15 protein-coding genes are annotated in these 16,591 nt (G+C 61.7%); 8 read left to right on the forward strand and 7 right to left on the reverse strand.

Going from position 1 to position 16,591, the window contains the following annotated elements; genetic code table 11:
- The first annotated feature begins 15 nt into the window (after positions 1–15).
- The 8 genes from mdcA to ABH944_RS17760 all read left to right on the forward strand — a co-directional run bounded on the left by mdcA (position 16) and on the right by ABH944_RS17760 (position 6,953).
- Positions 16–1,692, forward strand: coding sequence for a malonate decarboxylase subunit alpha (mdcA, locus tag ABH944_RS17725; protein WP_404607840.1), 1,677 nt, complete (start codon positions 16–18; stop codon positions 1,690–1,692).
- 6 nt (positions 1,693–1,698) lie between these two features.
- Positions 1,699–2,556, forward strand: coding sequence for a triphosphoribosyl-dephospho-CoA synthase (locus ABH944_RS17730; protein WP_404607841.1), 858 nt, complete (start codon positions 1,699–1,701; stop codon positions 2,554–2,556).
- Positions 2,557–2,571: 15 nt separating this feature from the next.
- Positions 2,572–2,874 carry a malonate decarboxylase subunit delta gene (locus tag ABH944_RS17735; RefSeq protein ID WP_404607843.1) on the forward strand — a complete coding sequence of 101 codons (303 nt, stop codon included), beginning with the start codon at positions 2,572–2,574 and terminating at the stop codon, positions 2,872–2,874.
- Positions 2,871–3,716 carry a biotin-independent malonate decarboxylase subunit beta gene (locus ABH944_RS17740; RefSeq protein ID WP_404607845.1) on the forward strand — a complete coding sequence of 282 codons (846 nt, stop codon included), beginning with the start codon at positions 2,871–2,873 and terminating at the stop codon, positions 3,714–3,716. Before ABH944_RS17735 ends, ABH944_RS17740 begins: the two co-directional genes overlap by 4 nt.
- Entirely contained in the window at positions 3,716–4,534 is an 819-nt protein-coding gene (gene mdcE, locus ABH944_RS17745) for a biotin-independent malonate decarboxylase subunit gamma (RefSeq protein WP_404607846.1), read from the forward strand. Before ABH944_RS17740 ends, mdcE begins: the two co-directional genes overlap by 1 nt.
- Positions 4,519–5,157: a malonate decarboxylase holo-ACP synthase gene (locus tag ABH944_RS17750; protein WP_404607848.1), complete on the forward strand. Its 639-nt coding sequence runs from the start codon at positions 4,519–4,521 to the stop codon at positions 5,155–5,157. Before mdcE ends, ABH944_RS17750 begins: the two co-directional genes overlap by 16 nt.
- The gene (mdcH, locus tag ABH944_RS17755) at positions 5,154–6,083 is read left to right on the forward strand and encodes a malonate decarboxylase subunit epsilon (RefSeq protein WP_404607850.1); all 930 of its coding nucleotides are present in this window, start codon (positions 5,154–5,156) and stop codon (positions 6,081–6,083) included. The genes ABH944_RS17750 and mdcH overlap by 4 nt, the downstream gene beginning before the upstream one ends.
- Before the next feature lie 150 nt (positions 6,084–6,233).
- On the forward strand, positions 6,234–6,953 hold the full coding sequence (locus ABH944_RS17760; protein ID WP_097272144.1) for a DeoR family transcriptional regulator: 720 nt from the start codon (positions 6,234–6,236) through the stop codon (positions 6,951–6,953).
- An 876-nt stretch (positions 6,954–7,829) separates the two neighbouring features.
- Here ABH944_RS17760 and ABH944_RS17765 read toward each other — a convergent pair.
- The 7 genes from ABH944_RS17765 to ABH944_RS17795 form a co-directional block, all read right to left on the reverse strand.
- Complete coding sequence (locus tag ABH944_RS17765) at positions 7,830–8,903, reverse strand: ABC transporter permease (protein ID WP_404607852.1); 1,074 nt, start codon at positions 8,901–8,903, stop codon at positions 7,830–7,832.
- Positions 8,900–10,429: a sugar ABC transporter ATP-binding protein gene (locus ABH944_RS17770; RefSeq protein ID WP_404607853.1), complete on the reverse strand. Its 1,530-nt coding sequence runs from the start codon at positions 10,427–10,429 to the stop codon at positions 8,900–8,902. The genes ABH944_RS17765 and ABH944_RS17770 overlap by 4 nt, the downstream gene beginning before the upstream one ends.
- Positions 10,430–10,507: 78 nt before the next feature.
- A complete protein-coding gene (locus ABH944_RS17775) occupies positions 10,508–11,512 on the reverse strand; it encodes a substrate-binding domain-containing protein (RefSeq protein ID WP_404607855.1) in 1,005 nt (334 codons plus the stop codon).
- Between the two features lie 88 nt (positions 11,513–11,600).
- Positions 11,601–12,635, reverse strand: a complete 1,035-nt coding sequence (locus ABH944_RS17780) for an ABC transporter permease (RefSeq protein WP_404607857.1) — start codon at positions 12,633–12,635, stop codon at positions 11,601–11,603.
- 16 nt (positions 12,636–12,651) lie between these two features.
- Complete coding sequence (rbsK, locus tag ABH944_RS17785; protein WP_404607858.1) at positions 12,652–13,608, reverse strand: ribokinase; 957 nt, start codon at positions 13,606–13,608, stop codon at positions 12,652–12,654.
- Positions 13,605–14,078 (reverse strand): RbsD/FucU family protein, encoded by a 474-nt coding sequence (locus tag ABH944_RS17790; protein ID WP_404607860.1) that lies wholly within the window; start codon positions 14,076–14,078, stop codon positions 13,605–13,607. The genes rbsK and ABH944_RS17790 overlap by 4 nt, the downstream gene beginning before the upstream one ends.
- A gap of 109 nt (positions 14,079–14,187) precedes the next feature.
- The gene (locus ABH944_RS17795; RefSeq protein WP_404607862.1) at positions 14,188–16,578 is read right to left on the reverse strand and encodes an aldehyde dehydrogenase family protein; all 2,391 of its coding nucleotides are present in this window, start codon (positions 16,576–16,578) and stop codon (positions 14,188–14,190) included.
- Between the last annotated feature and the right edge of the window lie 13 nt (positions 16,579–16,591).

The following is a 16,591-nucleotide window of genomic DNA, read 5'->3' on the forward strand; positions in this document are numbered from 1 at the left end:
ATACCGAGGCCCCGCATGAACCCTCCCGCACAAACCGACACCACCCCAGCACCGCGCCAGTGGAACACGCGTGCGCTGGAAAAGGCCCGGCGCCTGAAGGCTATCGAAGGCTGGCTCGACAACGGCGTGCTCAAGGCGGAACGTATTGTCGACGCCCTTGAAACGCTGATTCAATCCGGGGACCGTGTCGCGCTGGAAGGCAACAACCAGAAGCAAGCCGACTTCCTTTCTCGCGCGTTCGCGAAGCTCGATCCGGCGCGCGTGCATGACGTGCATCTGCTGATATCCAGCATCAGCCGGCCTGAGCACCTGACGCTGTTCGAACGCGGCATCGCGCGCAAAGTGGACTTCTCGTTTGCGGGCCCGCAAAGTCTGCGCGTCGCGCAATTGCTCGAAGACGGGCAGCTCGAAATTGGTGCGATCTATACGTATATAGAACTGTATGCGCGCATGTTCATCGACCTGACGCCGCAAGTTGCGCTGGTTTGCGCGGTGCAGGCCGATCGCCACGGCAATCTGTACACCGGCCCGAACACCGAGGACACGCCGACTATCGTCGAAGCGACCGCGTTCCGTCATGGCATCGTGGTGGCGCAGGTGAACGAGATTGTCGACGAACTGCCGCGCGTCGATATCCCAGGTTCGTGGGTTGATGTCGTCGTGCAGGCGGACCGGCCGTTTGCCGTCGAGCCGCTGTTCACGCGCGATCCGCGTCATATCGGCGAGTTGCAGATTCTCATGGCAATGATGACCATTCGCGGCATCTACGAGCGTTATGGTGTGACGGCACTGAACCACGGCATTGGCTTCGACACCGCCGCGATCGAATTGCTGCTGCCCACTTATGGCGCAGCGCACGGCCTGAAGGGCAAGATCTGCACGCACTGGGCGCTCAATCCGCACCCCACGCTGATCCCGGCCATCGAGAGCGGCTGGGTGGAAAGCGTGCATTGCTTCGGCAGCGAAGTGGGCATGGAGGATTACATTGAAGCGCGCTCGGACGTGTTTTTCACCGGCCGCGACGGCAGCCTTCGCTCAAACCGCGTGCTGTGCCAGCTTGCGGGCCAATACGGCGTGGATCTTTTCATAGGCTCGACGTTGCAGATGGACGCCGACGCGAATTCATCGACGGTCACGCTCGGCCGCCTCGCCGGATTCGGCGGTGCGCCGAACATGGGACACGATCCGCGCGGGCGCCGTCATTCGAGCGCGGCGTGGTTATCGCTGATGAAAAACGACGGGCCGAACAGCGCGATCGGACGCGGGCACAAGCTCGTCGTGCAAACCGCCGAAACTTTCAAGAAGGGCGGCGAACCGACCATTGTCGACGCCCTCGACGCCATCGCCGTCGGCAAGCAAAGCAACATGCCGATAGCCCCGGTCATGATCTACGGCGACGACGTGAGCCACGTCGTGACCGAAGAAGGAATTGCGTATCTGCATGCTGCCGAAGGCGTGGAAGAGCGCCGTGCGGCGTTGAGTGCCGTGGCGGGGGTGACACCCGTCGGCATGCGCGCCGACCCCGCCAAGACGGCGGAATTGCGGCGTCGGGGCATTGTTGCGTACCCGGAAGATCTCGGCATCCGCCGCGGCGAAGCGAAGCGCTCGTTGTTGGCGGCACGGAGCATCGACGACCTGGTCGCATGGTCGGGCGGGCTGTATCAGCCGCCGGCAAAATTCCGCGGCTGGTGAAACGCGATGGCCTGCACTCAACCCGCATTCATCGATGTTGCCTGCAACCCGTCAGCCCTCGCGGATCATGCGGTTACCGCGTTGATTGACGAGGCGTCTCTCACGCCGAAACCCGCGCTGGTGGACCGGCGCGGAAGCGGTGCGCATCGCGATCTGGATCTCGACATCATGCTGCGTTCGGCGCGTTCGTTGCAGCCGACCTTCCTCGCACTGGCGCGCGCAGCGGTCGATCAAAAACCTTCACAACGGCTGCGGGAGCAACTTGCGCGTATTGGCCGTGAGGGTGAGGTGGCCATGCTGCGTGCAACGAACGGCAGCAATGCGCACCGCGGGGCGATCTGGATTGTCGGCTTGTTATGCGCTGCGGCGGCAATGAGCCCTTTGGGTGAGCCCTTCGAGCTCTGCGCGCAAGCGGCGGCCGTCGCGCGCTTCGAGGATCGGTTCGCGCCATCACCCACTGCGATGAGTAACGGTGCGCGTGTTTCCCAGCGCTTCGGCGTGGCCGGCGCACGCGGTCAGGCTGCGGAAGGTTTCCCGCACGTGCTCGAAGCCGGCTTGCCTGCGCTGCATCGTTCGCGTGCGAACGGCGCGACCGAAGACGAGGCGCGGCTCGATGCGTTGCTCGCCATCATTGCGACACTCGACGACACCTGCGTGCTGCATCGCGGCGGCCAGGTCGCGCTTGAAGCCGCGCAAACCGGCGCGCGCGACGCGCTGCAAGCAGGCGGCGCGGCACGGCCGCAAGGCCGTGCCGCGCTCGCCCGGCTCGACCAACGTCTCACCGAACTGAACGCATCTCCCGGAGGCGCGGCGGACTTGCTGGCCGCCACCCTCTTCCTCGATACCCTGCCGCGCGTCGGCTGACGCGGAGAACACGCCATGGAAAACTTGCGCTACGAATATCCCGCCACCCGCCCCGTGCCGCAACGCGCGCATGTGGGCGTGGTCGGCTCGGGCGACCTGGAGATCCTGCTGTCGCCATCGGAGGGTCAACACGCGGAAGTCGTGATCCGCACGAGCGTGGACGGTTACGAACACGTATGGAAAAGCGTGCTCGACCGCTTCTTCTCGCGCTACGACGGCGCCGCGCGCCTCGAACTCAACGACTTCGGCGCAACGCCCGGCGTCGTCATGCTGCGGCTCGCTGAAGCAGTGGAAGCGAGTGAAGGAGACGCATCATGAGTGGTCACGAAACCTTTATCGTCCAGCATAGTTTTATCGAACTGACCGCGCGAGAGCGTGCCCGTGCGTTACTCGATGCCGGCACCTTCCGCGAGTTGATCGGACCGTTCGACCGGCTCGAATCGCCGTGGCTCGCCATGCAGGATGTGGTCTGCCAGGCCGACGACGGTGCGGTCATTGCACGCGGTACGCTGGGCGGCGAAGCCGCGGTCATTGCGGCGATCGAGCCTGCGTTCCAGGGTGGCAGCATCGGCGAAGTGTCGGGCGCGAAGATCGCGGCGGCGCTGGAAATGGCCGTGCGCGAGTTCGAAGCGGGCCGCAAGATCCGGCCGGTGATCCTGTTCGAGACCGGTGGTGTCAGGCTGCAGGAAGCGAATCTCGGTCTCGCTGTAATCGCGGAGATCCAGGCGGCGATCGTCGCGTTGCGCCGTTACGTGCCGGTGGTCGGCGTGATCGGCGGCATGGTCGGCTGCTTCGGTGGGATGTCACTGGCGGCGGCTTTGTGCACCCGGCTGATCATGACGCGGCAGGCACGGCTCGGGATGAACGGGCCTGAAGTAATCGAACAGGAAGCTGGCGTGGAAGAACTCGATTCACGTGACCGGCGCCTGATCTGGTCGATGATCGGCGGGGAGCAACGAGCAGCCGTGGGCTTGGTCGATACCCTCGTGGAAGACGATACCGATCAGGTTCGCGATGCGGTGCTCAGCGCATTCGAAAGCGGTGTGCCGGCGAGCCATCGGACCGAACAGGTCGATGCACAACTTGAACGGCTTGCGCGCGTGGACCCGGCGGCAATCGATCCCGCCGTGCTGCGGACGCTTTGGCAAGGAGAGGTTTGATGAACGCATCACGTGGGCAAATATGGTTCGACGCGTTGACGTCGAATGAACACCCGGCTTCGGGCACCGAAGGCCCGATCCGCAGCGCCGACGCGCCGCTTGGCGACACGACCGCGCGTTTCATCGCCGTCGTTCCCGATCCGGACAACCGCTTTCCGCGCGCGACCGACAACGTGGTCGGCCTCGAACAAGGCTGGTTGCTTGCACGCGCGGTGCGCGACGCGATGGAGGCGGACCGCGATGCTCCGGTCAAGCGCCCGATCGTGGCTATTGTCGATGTGAAGAGCCAGGCATACGGCCGTCGCGAAGAATTGCTTGGTGTTCATCTCGCGTGTGCGGCCGGCGTCGATGCGTATGCCAGCGCGCGGCTCGCCGGTCATCCTGTGATCGCGCTGATTGTGGGCCCGGCGATGTCCGGCGCTTTTCTCGCGCACGGTTATCAGGCGAACCGGATCATCGCGCTCGACGCGAGCGGCATCGCCGTGCATGCGATGGGCAAGGAAGCGGCGGCACGGGTCACGCGGCGTAGCGTTGAGGGACTCGACGAGCTCGGCGACCGCGTGTTGCCCATGTCGTACAAGATGAGCGCTTACGCGAAGCTTGGATTGCTGCATGAGCTGATCGCCGGCATCAATGCGGATGCACCCGGGCGCGAAGACATCGACCGTGTGCAGTCTTCGTTGATCGCTGCAATTGACGATGCACGCAAAGGTCCGCGCGATCTCTCATCGCGGTTGGAGTCAGCGGATGCCAAGCGGATTCGCGCCGCGTCCATAGAAGTCCGCAAGCGCATGGTGGAGCAATGGGACGCGTCGTGAGTCCGCACGACTTGCTGCGGCTTGCGCCGGGAACGCCCGATTTCCCCGACGCCCCGGCGTGGGTCGCAGCCTCACTGACACGCGCACCGTTCGTGGTGGTTCGACGGGCCGTGTCGGTGAACGGCTTGATCGCGGTGGGCATTCGCGGCGAAACACGCAGCGAGCGGTTCGGCTCGTGGCTTGATCCGCGTTTTGTTGCCGATGTCCTGAAGCCCGAATCGCTTGGGTCTGCGAAGACCGCAACGATACGCGCAAACTTGCCTGCGTTTGCATTGCTTCGGGCAGTCGCGCCACTCTGCGACTTAAGCGGCTACGTTTGGGGGCCTACCGGCAGCGTTGGTTTTGAACTCGCGAGCGGTTATCCCACAGTCACGCAAACAAGCGATCTCGACCTGCTGATGCATGCGCCTGATCCTCTCGACCGCGCCACGGCAAAAATCTTATTCGATGCCCTCGCTCAAGCGGCTCTCGACCACGGCACGCGCATTGACGTGCAGATCCAGACATCCATCGGCGCGTTCTCGCTGGCTGAATACGCACATCCCGGCGCACGCGTGATGATGCGTTGCGCCGACGGTCCGAAGCTTGTCGCCGATCCGTGGCAGACGAGTCAAGCGGCATGATCGCATTCCTCTTCCCCGGTCAGGGCTCGCAATTCGCGGGCTTTTTGCACACGCTTGGAGGCGCGACGCCGCATGCGCGTTTTGCTGAAACTATCGAAGAGGCGTCCGATGTGCTGCATATCGACGTGTTCTCACTCGATCACGCCGATGCTTTGCATTCGACCGTCGCCGTGCAGATCAGCTTGCTTGTTGCAGGGGTGGCGACGGTGCGAGCGCTGCGCGATGAAGGGATCGAACCGGATGCGGTGGCGGGTTTATCGGTGGGCGCCTATGGCGCTGCGGTTGCGTGCAACGCCCTGTCTTTCGACGATGCCTTGAGGCTGCTGCACTTACGTTCGCAATTGATGGAGCGCACCTATCCGCACGGGTACGGGATGCTGGCGGTGTCGGGTTTAAGCGAGCGTGAACTGGACGCTGTGATTGCGAGTGCGCATACCCAGGCCGCGTACATTGCGAATTTGAATGCCCCGCGACAGATCGTGGTGGCCGGCGCGGACGCGGATCTCGACCAGGTTCGGGAACGCGCATTGCAAGGTGGCGCGCGCAAGGCCGAGCGGCTTGCAGTGAGCGTGCCGTCTCACTGCGTATTACTCGACGATGCCGCTCGCGAGCTCACCGAAGCTGCCAGCAAGATAGCGTTCCATGCACCAACGGTTCCGTATATCAGCAATCGCGGCGCGCGGCCTTTGCGCCAGGCCGACGCTATCCGTACTGATCTCGCGACTAACCTGCGATATCCCGTTCGTTGGCACGACTCGACTATCGTGCTGGGTGAACTCGGCGCACAGGTGTTGGTTGAAATGCCGCCGGGGCGTACGCTGACGCAACTCGCGGAAAATGCGCTGCCGGGTGTCGCCAAAGTTGCGATAGAGCAGACATCAATTCCATCGGCCGCTTCGCTGATCCGGGCACGCGCCGCCGGGTAATCCTCGGTTTTCACCTCATCAAACGCGAAACCGCAAAGCGTTTTCCCCGATCACTTTTCGCGGGTTCGCTTGTTATAATTGTTTCATCTGGCGAACAAAATCTAACAGCCACATCCACGACGTGCAGCTTGCGTCCACTACCCTCTGCGAATGACCAAAAGCGATCGCTTGCGTGTTCTTGCCGATGCTTTGCGCGAGCAAAGCGTGATGCGTCTTCGCGATGCGGCGACTTTGCTCGATGTATCGGAGATGACGGTTCGCCGTGACATAGCGGCGAGTCCGGGGACCTTCACTTACCTTGGCGGTTATATTGTTCGCGCCTCGGATGTTCCGAACAGCGCGGGTTATACCATCGACGAAGAGAAGGATCATTTTGCGCAGGCCAAGGCGGAAGCGTCGGCGCTGGCTGCGCGGCTGCTTGCTGACAACGAGACCATTTTCATCGATTGCGGAACGACGCTGACCACGTTGGCGCGGCTCATTCCGGCTGAAATGCATTTGACGGTGGTGTGTTATTCGCTGAACGTGGCTGAGATTTTGCGGCGCAAGGCCAATGTGCGGATGATTTTATTGGGCGGCGTTTATGCGCCCTCGTCGGATTCGTTTTCCAGCGATGAAAGTATCGAGACGCTGCGGCGAATGGGGATCAACAAGGCGTTCATTTCAGCCGGCGGCGTGGATGAGGCGCGTGGCGTGACGTGCTGGAACTTTCACGAGGTAGCAATCAAACAGGCCGCAATGGAAAGTGCGGTTGAGAGGCATCTGGTGGTGGATGCCAGCAAGCTGGGGAAGGTCAAGGCAGTGCGGTTTTCTCAGCTGGATCAGTTTGATTCGCTGATTACCGAGAAGGGGATGGAGGTCAGGAAGTGAATCGTTCGCACTCGGTCGGGGGGTTGGGTTCTAGTGCCAGGTTCTGGGGTTAGCGGCGAGGGTCAGTGCCGGGGGGTGCTTTCGCTGTTAGTGGTCGGGGTCTATGCCGGGTTGCTGCTTTCAGGGTTAGTGGTCGGGGTCTATGCCGGGTTGCTGCTTTCGGGGTTAGCGGTCTGCCTGAGTCGGATATTCTCTTTATCACTATTAGCCACTGTGCGTGGCGGCACGTCATTTCTTTGTCCAAAGCGACAAAGAAACGAAGCAAAGAAAACGCTTTCAAACCACGCTACCCTAAGTGTCCACAGCGTGCAGTTTTGATTCATAGGTGCTCCAAAAGCACGGTGCTCGCCAGAGCCACGGATGTGTGAAACCCTCCTTCTCCGAACACGGATACCCACACGCTTCGCCACCAGTGATTGAACCTGCCCAAGGGACACCCCGCGCTATCCGCGGACAACCTTCCACCGAATTTGTACGCACGTCGAACCACGTCGCCAACCCACCAGGAAATGAGGCCGTAAAAATGCGTGAGGCCGTGGTGGTTCCTTGGCAACTCGTGCTTGCCCGAGAGCACTGGTGGCGAAGCGTGTTCATGTCAGTATTCGCGAGAAAGAGGGGTTCAAACATCCGTGGCTCTAGCGAGCACCGTGCTTTTGGGGCACCCATGAATTGGAACTGCACGCTGTGGACACTTAGGGTAGAGCGGTTAAAGCGTTTTCTTTGCTTCGTTTCTTTGTCGCTTTGGACAAAGAAATGACGCGCCGCCACGCGCAGTGGCTAATAGTGATAAAGAGAATATCCGACTCTCGCAGACCGCTAAGGCCGAAAGCAGCAACCCGGCATAGACCCCGACCAAGTGCGAACGTATCCCCTTTCCTACGCCGCCCTTCTCCCCAACGCGAACAACGTCCCCGCCACCAGAATAAACGCCCCGATAATCACCTTCTGCCAGGTACTGGGCACGCCGATCAGGATCAAGACGCTGTTGATCAGCGTAACCAGCACCACGCCCAACAACGTCCCCACCACCGTCCCTGTCCCGCCGGTAATCCGGGCCCCGCCAAGAATCACCGCCGCGATCACATCCAGCTCAGTCCCGACCAGATCGAACGGATTCGCCAGCCGGTTTGTCGATACATGGATTATCCCGGCAATCCCCGCCAGCATCCCGGTGTAACCAAACACAAACAAATGAATAGCCCGCAGGTTGTAACCAAGCCGCTCGGCGATCGGCAAACTGCCGCCCATGGCATACACACCCCGCCCCATCATCGTCCGGTTGAGCAGCCACCACGTCAGACCCGTCGCTATAAACAGCGCAATCACAGACACCGGCAACACCGCTCGCAACCCATCGTTCGTGTGGTAGAAAAACAGCGGCAACTGCCCGAAGCTATCCATGCTATGCGGGATATTCATGAAAAACTGCGTTCCCACGAACGTCAGCAACAACCCGCGATACAGATACTGCGTGCCAATGGTCACAATCAGCGAAGGCGCTTTGAGCCGATGCACCAGCACGCCATTGATCAACCCAAGCAACACGCCGCCCACTGCGCCACAAACCAGAATCACAAAAAACGGCGCATCAGGCCACCAGGCAAATACCGCCTTAGTGATCGAATACATCGTAAAAGCAGCAATGGCAGTGAAGGACACGTCAATACCGCCCGATGCCAGCACGACCAGCGTCCCCAGCGCAAACAACGACACGGTCGTCCCTGAATGCAACAGATCGAAGAGCGTTGCGAACTGGAAGAAGCGCGGATTCAGCGTGCCCACCACCAGACACGTCACGATAATCAACCCGACGGTGAACCATTCAGGATTACGCACCAACCGCGCGGTAAAACTGAGCGGCTGTACCTGCGGCGCAAACTCCGCCAACGCGGGACTTAGCGCTGAAGCGCCTTGCGATGTCTGAGCAACGCGATGAAGTGACTCGCTCATGCTGCCTCTGAAAGTAAAGCGTGATAAAGATCGGCTTCAGTCAACTGCCCCGCACGATACTCGTTCGAGACGCGCCCCTTCTTCATCATCAGGATCCGGTCGCAGTTCTGCAGCAACTCAGGCAAGTCATCGCTGATCAGAATAATGCCGATGCCCTGCTCCGCCAGCCGCTGCATGATGCGGTAAATAATGTCCTTCGATCCCACATCCACGCCCACCGTCGGGCCGTGCAGGATCAACACACGCGGGTCAATAGCAAGCCATCGGCCGATCAACACGCGTTGCTGGTTTCCGCCGGAAAGCGATTGCACCGGCTTGTCAATGTCAGGCGTCGCAATCTGCAACTCCTTCACGGTACGCTCGGCAAGCTCACGTGTGCGCTTTCGGTCGACCTGTCCGAAGCGGTCCCGCAAGCTCGAGATCATCGCCGTGATGACATTGTCGCGAATGGATTTATCGAGGAAAAGGCCTTCGTTCAGGCGGTCTTCGGGCACATAGCCTATGCGCTGCCACTTCGCATCGGACGGTGTTTTAAGCCTCACGACAGAACCGTCCAGCGTCACCGTACCGCTATCCGCAGGCGCGACACCTGCCAATGCGCGCGCCAATTCGTTGCGCCCCGAGTCGAGCAAACCCGTCACGCCGAGAATCTCTCCGCGATGCAGCGAGAACGTGACATCGGCGAACTGGCGCGACCGCGATAACGCCTTCACATCCAGCACGATCTCGTGGCCATCCATGACTTCAGCCTGCCGATATCGCTCGTTCGACAACTGCTTGCCCGTCATCAACTCGCCAATCTGCGCCTTCGTATAATTCTCGATCGGCCCTTGCGCCATCTTCTGGCCATCGCGCAGCACAATCACCTCGCCGCCGATCGCGTAGCACTCGTCCAGCTTGTGACTCACGAACAGCACGGCAACGCCATCGGCACGCAACTTCGCCAGCACCGCGATCAGGTTATCGACTTCCTTTTGCGTGAGCGACGTAGTCGGCTCATCCATGATGACGAACTTTGCCTCGCTTGCAATCGCTCGCGCGATAGCCACAAGCTGACGCGTCGCCAGCGGCAATTGCTCGACCAGCGTGGCCTGGAAATCGGCGTCGCCCGGCAAACCAACCGCTTCCAAAGCACGCGCCGCCGTTTTAGCCAGCGCGCGGCGATCGAAGGTCCGCGCAAGGCGCCCTGCATGCGCGGCCAGTTCCGACGTCAACGCCACGTTCTCCGCCACGCTCATGTTGGGCAGCAGCGAGAGGTCCTGATACACCGTTTCAATACCCGCCGACAACGCCTCCAGCGGTGCAAGCCGCGCATGCCTTACCCCTTCGATCACAAGCTCGCCCTGATCGGGCGGCTGCGCACCGGAAATGATCTTGATCAGCGTGCTCTTGCCGCAACCGTTCTCGCCGAGCAGGTGATAAATCTGCCCACGCTGGAACGAAAGGCTCACACCACGCAGCGCATATACGCCGGTAAAGCGCTTGTGGATATCGACGACTTCGAGAAGCGGCGCTGTACTCATCATTGAACCTTCCACCCTTTCAACTTCCTGAAGACAGCGCGCACGGCAGCCGTGCGCGCTTCACTGCATCAGCTACAGCAATCAGAACGGATACTGCTTGTAGTTGGTCTTGTCGACGTCCACCCAACCGGTGCCGCGCACAATGATCCCTTTGCCCGGACCCTTGGTGACCGTAACCTTGTTATAGCCAACGAGTCCCAGGTCGGCACCGTTCTCAACCGTCTTGCCGTCGATCAGCATTTTCGCAATCTTGTTCATCGCGATACCGGCGAGCTTCGGGTCCCAGAACGCAATGCCGTTGATCGCGCCGCTCTCCAGGAACTTGCCCGCTTCGGTCGGCAGTCCCGTGCCGTACACGCAGATCTTGCCGATCTTGCCAGCCTCTTCCACCGCACGGCCGATACCAATCACGTCCAGCGACGACGACCCTTGGAAACCAGTCAGGTCCGGGTGCTTGCGCAGCACTTCCTTCGCGACCTGGTAAGCACGTTCGCCGTCGTTATTGGTTTCAAGCTTCGGCTCGACCAGATCCATCTTCGGGTACTTCTGCTTCGCATTGCCAATGCCGCCATCCGCCCACTGAACCTGCGAACGGCTGCCGAGCGAGCCCACCAGCACCGCCCATTTGCCCTGGTCACCCATGCACTTGGCAAGCCGCTCGTTCAGGCCGGCACCATACGCGGTGTTGTCGAAGGCTTCGATGTCCACCATCGTGTTCTTCTCGTTGTCCGCTTCATGCGTGACGACCTTGATGCCGCGATCCATCGCCTTCTTGAGCGCGGGTTCGAGGGTCGGCGGATCGTAGGGAACGACTGCGATCGCCGTGACTTTCTTCGCAATCAGGTCTTCGATGATCTTCAGTTGCTGCGCCGCGTCCGCGCGTCCCGGTCCGGTCTGATACGCGTTCACGCCAGGGTTGTCCTTGGCGAATTCCTTCACGCCATCGTCCATCCGGTTGAACCAGTTGATACCCGTGACCTTGACCACCGTGACGATCGTTTGATCGGTCGCGGCTTGCGCGACAGCAATGACTCCGGCCGCAAGCGTGACTGCTGTAAGCGCAATGGCGATTCGATTGAGTTTCATGCGTTGTCTCCGTTATGGTTTGTCTGTGATGCACATGAGGTGAAGTTTTGAAACCTGGCAAAGCTCGTTTATTCGCTTGTTTGTCCGACTACGCCGCTGGCGGTTTCGGCGCCTTTGAAACGGGTGTTGCGCCGCCCAGGCCAAAGATCGCCCGTACGCGTTCCCCGCCCGCCAGCGCCAGCGACGCGAGCAACAGGAAGCCCCACGCGCAGTCGCCGAAGAACTGCGAGACGCCGAGCAGATTGAACAGGCTCGACAGGAACTGGAGTACGGTCGCGGCCAGGAAAACACAGATGATCCGGCCATAACCGCCCGCCGGATTCACGCCGCCCATCACCGCAATCAGGATAGCGATCAGCAAGTACGAGTTGCCGTAGTCCCACTTGGCGCTCGACGTATGTGTCGCGCTGATCAGCCCGGCGAGCGACGCAAGCACGCCGCACATGCCATAGGTCAGAATCAGCATGCGGTCACGCGGAATGCCGGCATAGAACGCGGCTTTCGGATTCGTACCCATCAGGTAAAGCCGCAATCCGAAGGGCGTGCGCTTCAGGATCCAGCCGAGCAGCAACACCGTGACCACGAAAATCCACAGCGAGACAGGCACTTGCAGGAAGGTGCCGTTGCCGATGTCGGAGAGGGCATCGACATATTCCACCCGCACCGACGCACCGTTGCTCAACACCACGGCAATGCCGGTAAACAGCAGCGATGTTCCAAGCGTGCAGAGAATCGGCGTGAGTTTCAATCGCGCGATGATCACGCCGTTCATCAAACCGCCCATTGCACCCAGCGTCACGGTGATCACGCAGAACACAGCGGTATAGAGCGACGGCGAGTTATCGGCGGAAACGAGCATGGGCAGGAGTTGCGCGGCCACCATGCCCGAGAGGTTCGCGAGCGCGACGCCGGACAAGTCGATACCGCCATTACCCGACACCATCGAGAGCATGATGCCGAGCGCGAGCAGTCCCAGTTCGGGCAACTGGCTGCCCATGGACTGGAGGTTGTCGATATCGACGAACTGGCCATGCGACAACGCGGTCGCGACAATCACGACCAGCAGGTTCACGCCGACCAGGAAATTCAGTTGCCGGTCGGCGAGCCATTTCGATGGGTTCATCGATGCGCTCCTCCGTTCAGGATTGGTGGATCAACACGCTGCCGGACTTCACAGGTCCGCCAAGCAACACTTCGATCTCGGCCAGCGTCGGCATCGACGGCGCGGTGCCGGGACGCGTGACCGACAAGCTTGCCAGCGCACAGCCGAAACGCACGGCGTTCAACGGGCTTTCGCCGCGCGCAAGCGCCGCGGCGAAGCCGCCGGTGAAGCCGTCGCCCGCGCCTGCGGTCTCGACCACGCGACCGCAATTGAATGCTGGCACGAGCACCGATTGTTCCCGCGTATGCAGCAACGCGCCCGCTTCGCCCAGCGTCACGATCACCGCGCGCACGCCCTTTCCGAGCAGGACGTCGGCGGCGCGGCGAGCGTCATCGACGGACGCAATGGCGATACCCGTCAGCGCCGTTGCTTCGGTTTCGTTCGGCGTGATGTAGTCGCAAAGGGGAAAGATGTCGTCGTCGAGCGGTAGCGCAGGCGCTGGATTGAACACGGTCGTCACGCCGTGGCGACGCGCAAGTTCGAGTCCGCGCCGCGCGGCAGGAACGGGTTGTTCAAGCTGCGTGACGAACACGGCGGCGGATGCAATATCGGCTTCGATTGCTTCAACGTCTTCGGGGCACAAGTGTCCGGCAGCACCCGCTGCAACGATAATCGCGTTGCCGCCCGTGACGTCGTCAACAAAGATGTGCGCGGCGCCTGTTGCCACGCCATCGGTCGTGATTGCCCGCCCCGTGATGCCTTCGGCGGCCCACGTCGAGCGCGCGATGTCGCCGAACGCATCGGCGCCGAGGCGCGTGCAGAAGATCACGTCGGCACCAGCGCGTGCTGCGGCCACGGCCTGGTTCGACCCCTTGCCGCCCGGTCCCATCGCAAACGCGGATCCGGCGATGGTCTCGCCAAGCAGCGGCATGCGCTCGGCGCGGAACGTGAGGTCCGTCACGTAGATGCCGAGGATGACGATGCTGCGGTTCATCGCGTGCTCTCCGACGGTGCATCGGGCGCAAGGTTCACGCCCTTCTTGAAGATGAAGCAGCCATATCCACGCGCTTCGCCGGTAGCGATCACGCAATACGCTTGCTTGGCGCGCTCATAAAACGCAAAACGTTCGATGGAAGCAAAGGGCGTCGCGCGCCCTTCGGCGGCATCCACTTCGGTCTGCGCCTCGCGCTGCACGGCAGGGAGCGCGTTGGCGTCGCCGACCACTTCCATGCGCTCGGCGGGATGATCGACGAAACTGTCCAGCGGCAACACCGACAACACCGCGCGGATCGCACGCGGCGCATTCACGCCGTCGAGCCGGAGCACATGGCCAAGCACCGTTTGGCGCGCGACGGAGTCGGCGGGGAAATTGGCGTCGCAAATCACGACTTCATCGCCGTGCCCCATTGCGCACAGCGCGTGCAGGATGTCGGCGTTCAGCAGCGGATCGAGATTCTTCAGCATTACGTCTCCTTCAGGTTGAGCGTGCCTCGCTGTGTTGCGAGGTCATCGCTCATGATTCTATTTTGAACCCAGCGTTCTTGCGTCCGTTTGTGAGGTTCATTAATGACGTTCAGTCGCCGTACGGGATCCAGATGTTCTTCACTTGCACGGCCTGACGCAGGAACGGCAGGCCTTCGCTTGCGGCATCGAACCAGTCGAACACGCGGCCATGATCCACGAACGTGCGCTTCAGGTTGCCCACCGACTCACGTTCGGCCAGCGTCGATAAGCCCGCGCCGCCGAAGCACCACAACGCGTCGAGATCGTCGTGTTTCGCCAGGGTCGACGCCAGCGCCTTACGCTCGCCGGTGACAATATTCAACGCACCCGCCGGCACATCCGACGTCTCGACCACCTGATAAAAATCGGTCGCCATCAGCGGGCACGTTTCGCTCGGCACGGCGACCACGCGATTGCCCAGCGCGAGCGCAGGTGCGATCAGCGAAACGAGGCCAAGCAGGGGCGCTTCGTCCGGGCACACCACGCCGATCACGCCGAGCGGTTCGTGCATCGCCAGCGCAACGCCTCTTAGCGGCGGCGAATGCACAGCACCATCGAACTTGTCGGCCCACGCGCCGTACGTGAACAAACGCGTGATGGATGCTTCGACTTCGCGCTCGGCATCGGCGGCGGACACGCCGGTTCGCGCCACGAGTTGCCTTGCGAATTCATCCGCACGCGCCGACAGGTTTTCCGCGAGGTAATACAGTACCTGGGCGCGGTTATGCGTGCTGGCTTGCGACCATTTTTCAGCGCTGCGCGCAGCGGCGACCGCGTTGCGCACGTCTTTGCGATTGCCCTCGCCCACCTCACCAACGATCGCCCCCGACGGCCCATGCACAAGCCGCGAGTAACCACTGTCCGGACGAACCTGCTTGCCGCCGATAAACAGCTTCGCAGTACGGTCGAGCGCGCTGACGTTGGTATCGGCTTCGAAAGCGGAAGGCTGCGCAATCCGCTCGGAAGGCCCGGAACGAACGGCCAGCTTAGTCCACGCGTGCGGCTTCAGGTACTCGTAAATCCCCTCGCGTCCGCCTTCACGGCCAAAGCCCGATTCACGATACCCGCCGAAGCCGACACCGGCATCGAAGAGATTGGTGGCGTTGATCCAGACCACACCGCATTGCAGGCGCGGCGCAATATCCAGCGCACGGCCAATGGTCTCGCTCCACACGCTTGCAGCAAGTCCATAACGTGAATGATTGGCCAGCGCGACCGCTTCATCGGGCGTTCGAAAGTTCATTGTCACCAGCACCGGCCCGAAGATTTCTTCTTGTGCAAGCGTGGATGCGGGCGCGACATTCGACACCAGGGTGGGCGGATAAAACGCGCCTTGCTCGGGCATCCGAAGCCCTTTGGGCTGGTGAATCTCGCAGCCTTCCTGCACGCCGCGCTCAACGAGCGAACGAATGCGCTCAAGCTGAACGGTGTCCACGATCGCGCCCAGATCGATGCCCTTGTCAAGCGACGGCCCAACGCGCAGCGTGTCCATGCGGCGTTTCAATTTATCGATGAAGCGTTGCTCCACGCCTTCCTGCACCAGCAACCGCGAACCGGCGCAGCAGACCTGGCCCTGGTTGAACCAGATCGCATCAACGACACCTTCGACCGCGCTGTCGAGATCGGCGTCGTCGAATACGATAAACGGCGACTTGCCGCCGAGTTCAAGCGTAAGCGACTTGCCCGAGCCTGCGGTCGCCACGCGAATCTGCCGGCCCACTTCCGTCGATCCGGTGAACGCAATCTTCGCCACGCGCGGATGTTCGACGAGCGCAGCGCCCGTGCGGCCGTCACCGGTGACCACGTTCAGCACGCCTGCGGGCAAGCCTGCACGCGCTGCCAATTCAGCGAACAACAACGCAGTCAGCGGCGTGTATTCGGCGGGCTTCAGCACCACGCAATTGCCCAGCGCGAGTGCCGGTGCGATCTTCCACGAAAGCATCAGCAGCGGAAAATTCCACGGCACGATCTGGCCGATGACACCCAGCGGCGCCCAGTCGGCAAACTCCCGATCCTGCAACTGAGCCCAACCCGCGTGATGCAGAAAATGCCGTGCCACAAGAGGGATGTCGATGTCGCGCGACTCGCGGATCGGCTTGCCGTTATCCAGCGATTCGAGCACGGCGAAGAGGCGCGCATGCCGCTGCACCATCCGCGAAAGCGCGTACAGATGCCGTGCGCGACCCGCGCCGCCAAGCGCTTGCCATGCAGGCAGCGCACGATGCGCGGCGTCAACCGCTGCGTCGATATCCGCCTGGCCGCCCTGCGCGATGCTCGCGATCACGCGCCCGGTCGCGGGTTCCAGCGAGTCGAATTGCTCACCCGCCAGCGGCGCGCGAAAGGCGCCGTCGATGAAATGGCCAAAGCCGGTCGCGTGTTGATCCAGCCAGGCGCGCGCGGCGCCGTCGTCTTCCGGTGCAGGTCCGTAATCCATCGAGGTGAAGTAGTCGGCTACGCTCATTGGGAGTTCGTGT

The sequence above is a fragment of the Caballeronia udeis genome (assembly GCF_044909315.1).
Lineage (GTDB): Bacteria > Pseudomonadota > Gammaproteobacteria > Burkholderiales > Burkholderiaceae > Caballeronia > Caballeronia udeis_A.

Bases quoted from the DNA above. Each gene is read 5' to 3' on its own strand.
- mdcA (WP_404607840.1), top strand. From the start codon at position 16: ATGAACCCTCCCGCACAAACCGACACCACCCCAGCACCGCGCCAGTGG.
- ABH944_RS17730 (WP_404607841.1), top strand. From the start codon at position 1,699: ATGGCCTGCACTCAACCCGCATTCATCGATGTTGCCTGCAACCCGTCA.
- ABH944_RS17735 (WP_404607843.1), top strand. From the start codon at position 2,572: ATGGAAAACTTGCGCTACGAATATCCCGCCACCCGCCCCGTGCCGCAA.
- ABH944_RS17740 (WP_404607845.1), top strand. From the start codon at position 2,871: ATGAGTGGTCACGAAACCTTTATCGTCCAGCATAGTTTTATCGAACTG.
- mdcE (WP_404607846.1), top strand. From the start codon at position 3,716: ATGAACGCATCACGTGGGCAAATATGGTTCGACGCGTTGACGTCGAAT.
- ABH944_RS17750 (WP_404607848.1), top strand. From the start codon at position 4,519: ATGGGACGCGTCGTGAGTCCGCACGACTTGCTGCGGCTTGCGCCGGGA.
- mdcH (WP_404607850.1), top strand. From the start codon at position 5,154: ATGATCGCATTCCTCTTCCCCGGTCAGGGCTCGCAATTCGCGGGCTTT.
- ABH944_RS17760 (WP_097272144.1), top strand. From the start codon at position 6,234: ATGACCAAAAGCGATCGCTTGCGTGTTCTTGCCGATGCTTTGCGCGAG.
- ABH944_RS17765 (WP_404607852.1), bottom strand. From the start codon at position 8,903: ATGAGCGAGTCACTTCATCGCGTTGCTCAGACATCGCAAGGCGCTTCA.
- ABH944_RS17770 (WP_404607853.1), bottom strand. From the start codon at position 10,429: ATGATGAGTACAGCGCCGCTTCTCGAAGTCGTCGATATCCACAAGCGC.
- ABH944_RS17775 (WP_404607855.1), bottom strand. From the start codon at position 11,512: ATGAAACTCAATCGAATCGCCATTGCGCTTACAGCAGTCACGCTTGCG.
- ABH944_RS17780 (WP_404607857.1), bottom strand. From the start codon at position 12,635: ATGAACCCATCGAAATGGCTCGCCGACCGGCAACTGAATTTCCTGGTC.
- rbsK (WP_404607858.1), bottom strand. From the start codon at position 13,608: ATGAACCGCAGCATCGTCATCCTCGGCATCTACGTGACGGACCTCACG.
- ABH944_RS17790 (WP_404607860.1), bottom strand. From the start codon at position 14,078: ATGCTGAAGAATCTCGATCCGCTGCTGAACGCCGACATCCTGCACGCG.
- ABH944_RS17795 (WP_404607862.1), bottom strand. From the start codon at position 16,578: ATGAGCGTAGCCGACTACTTCACCTCGATGGATTACGGACCTGCACCG.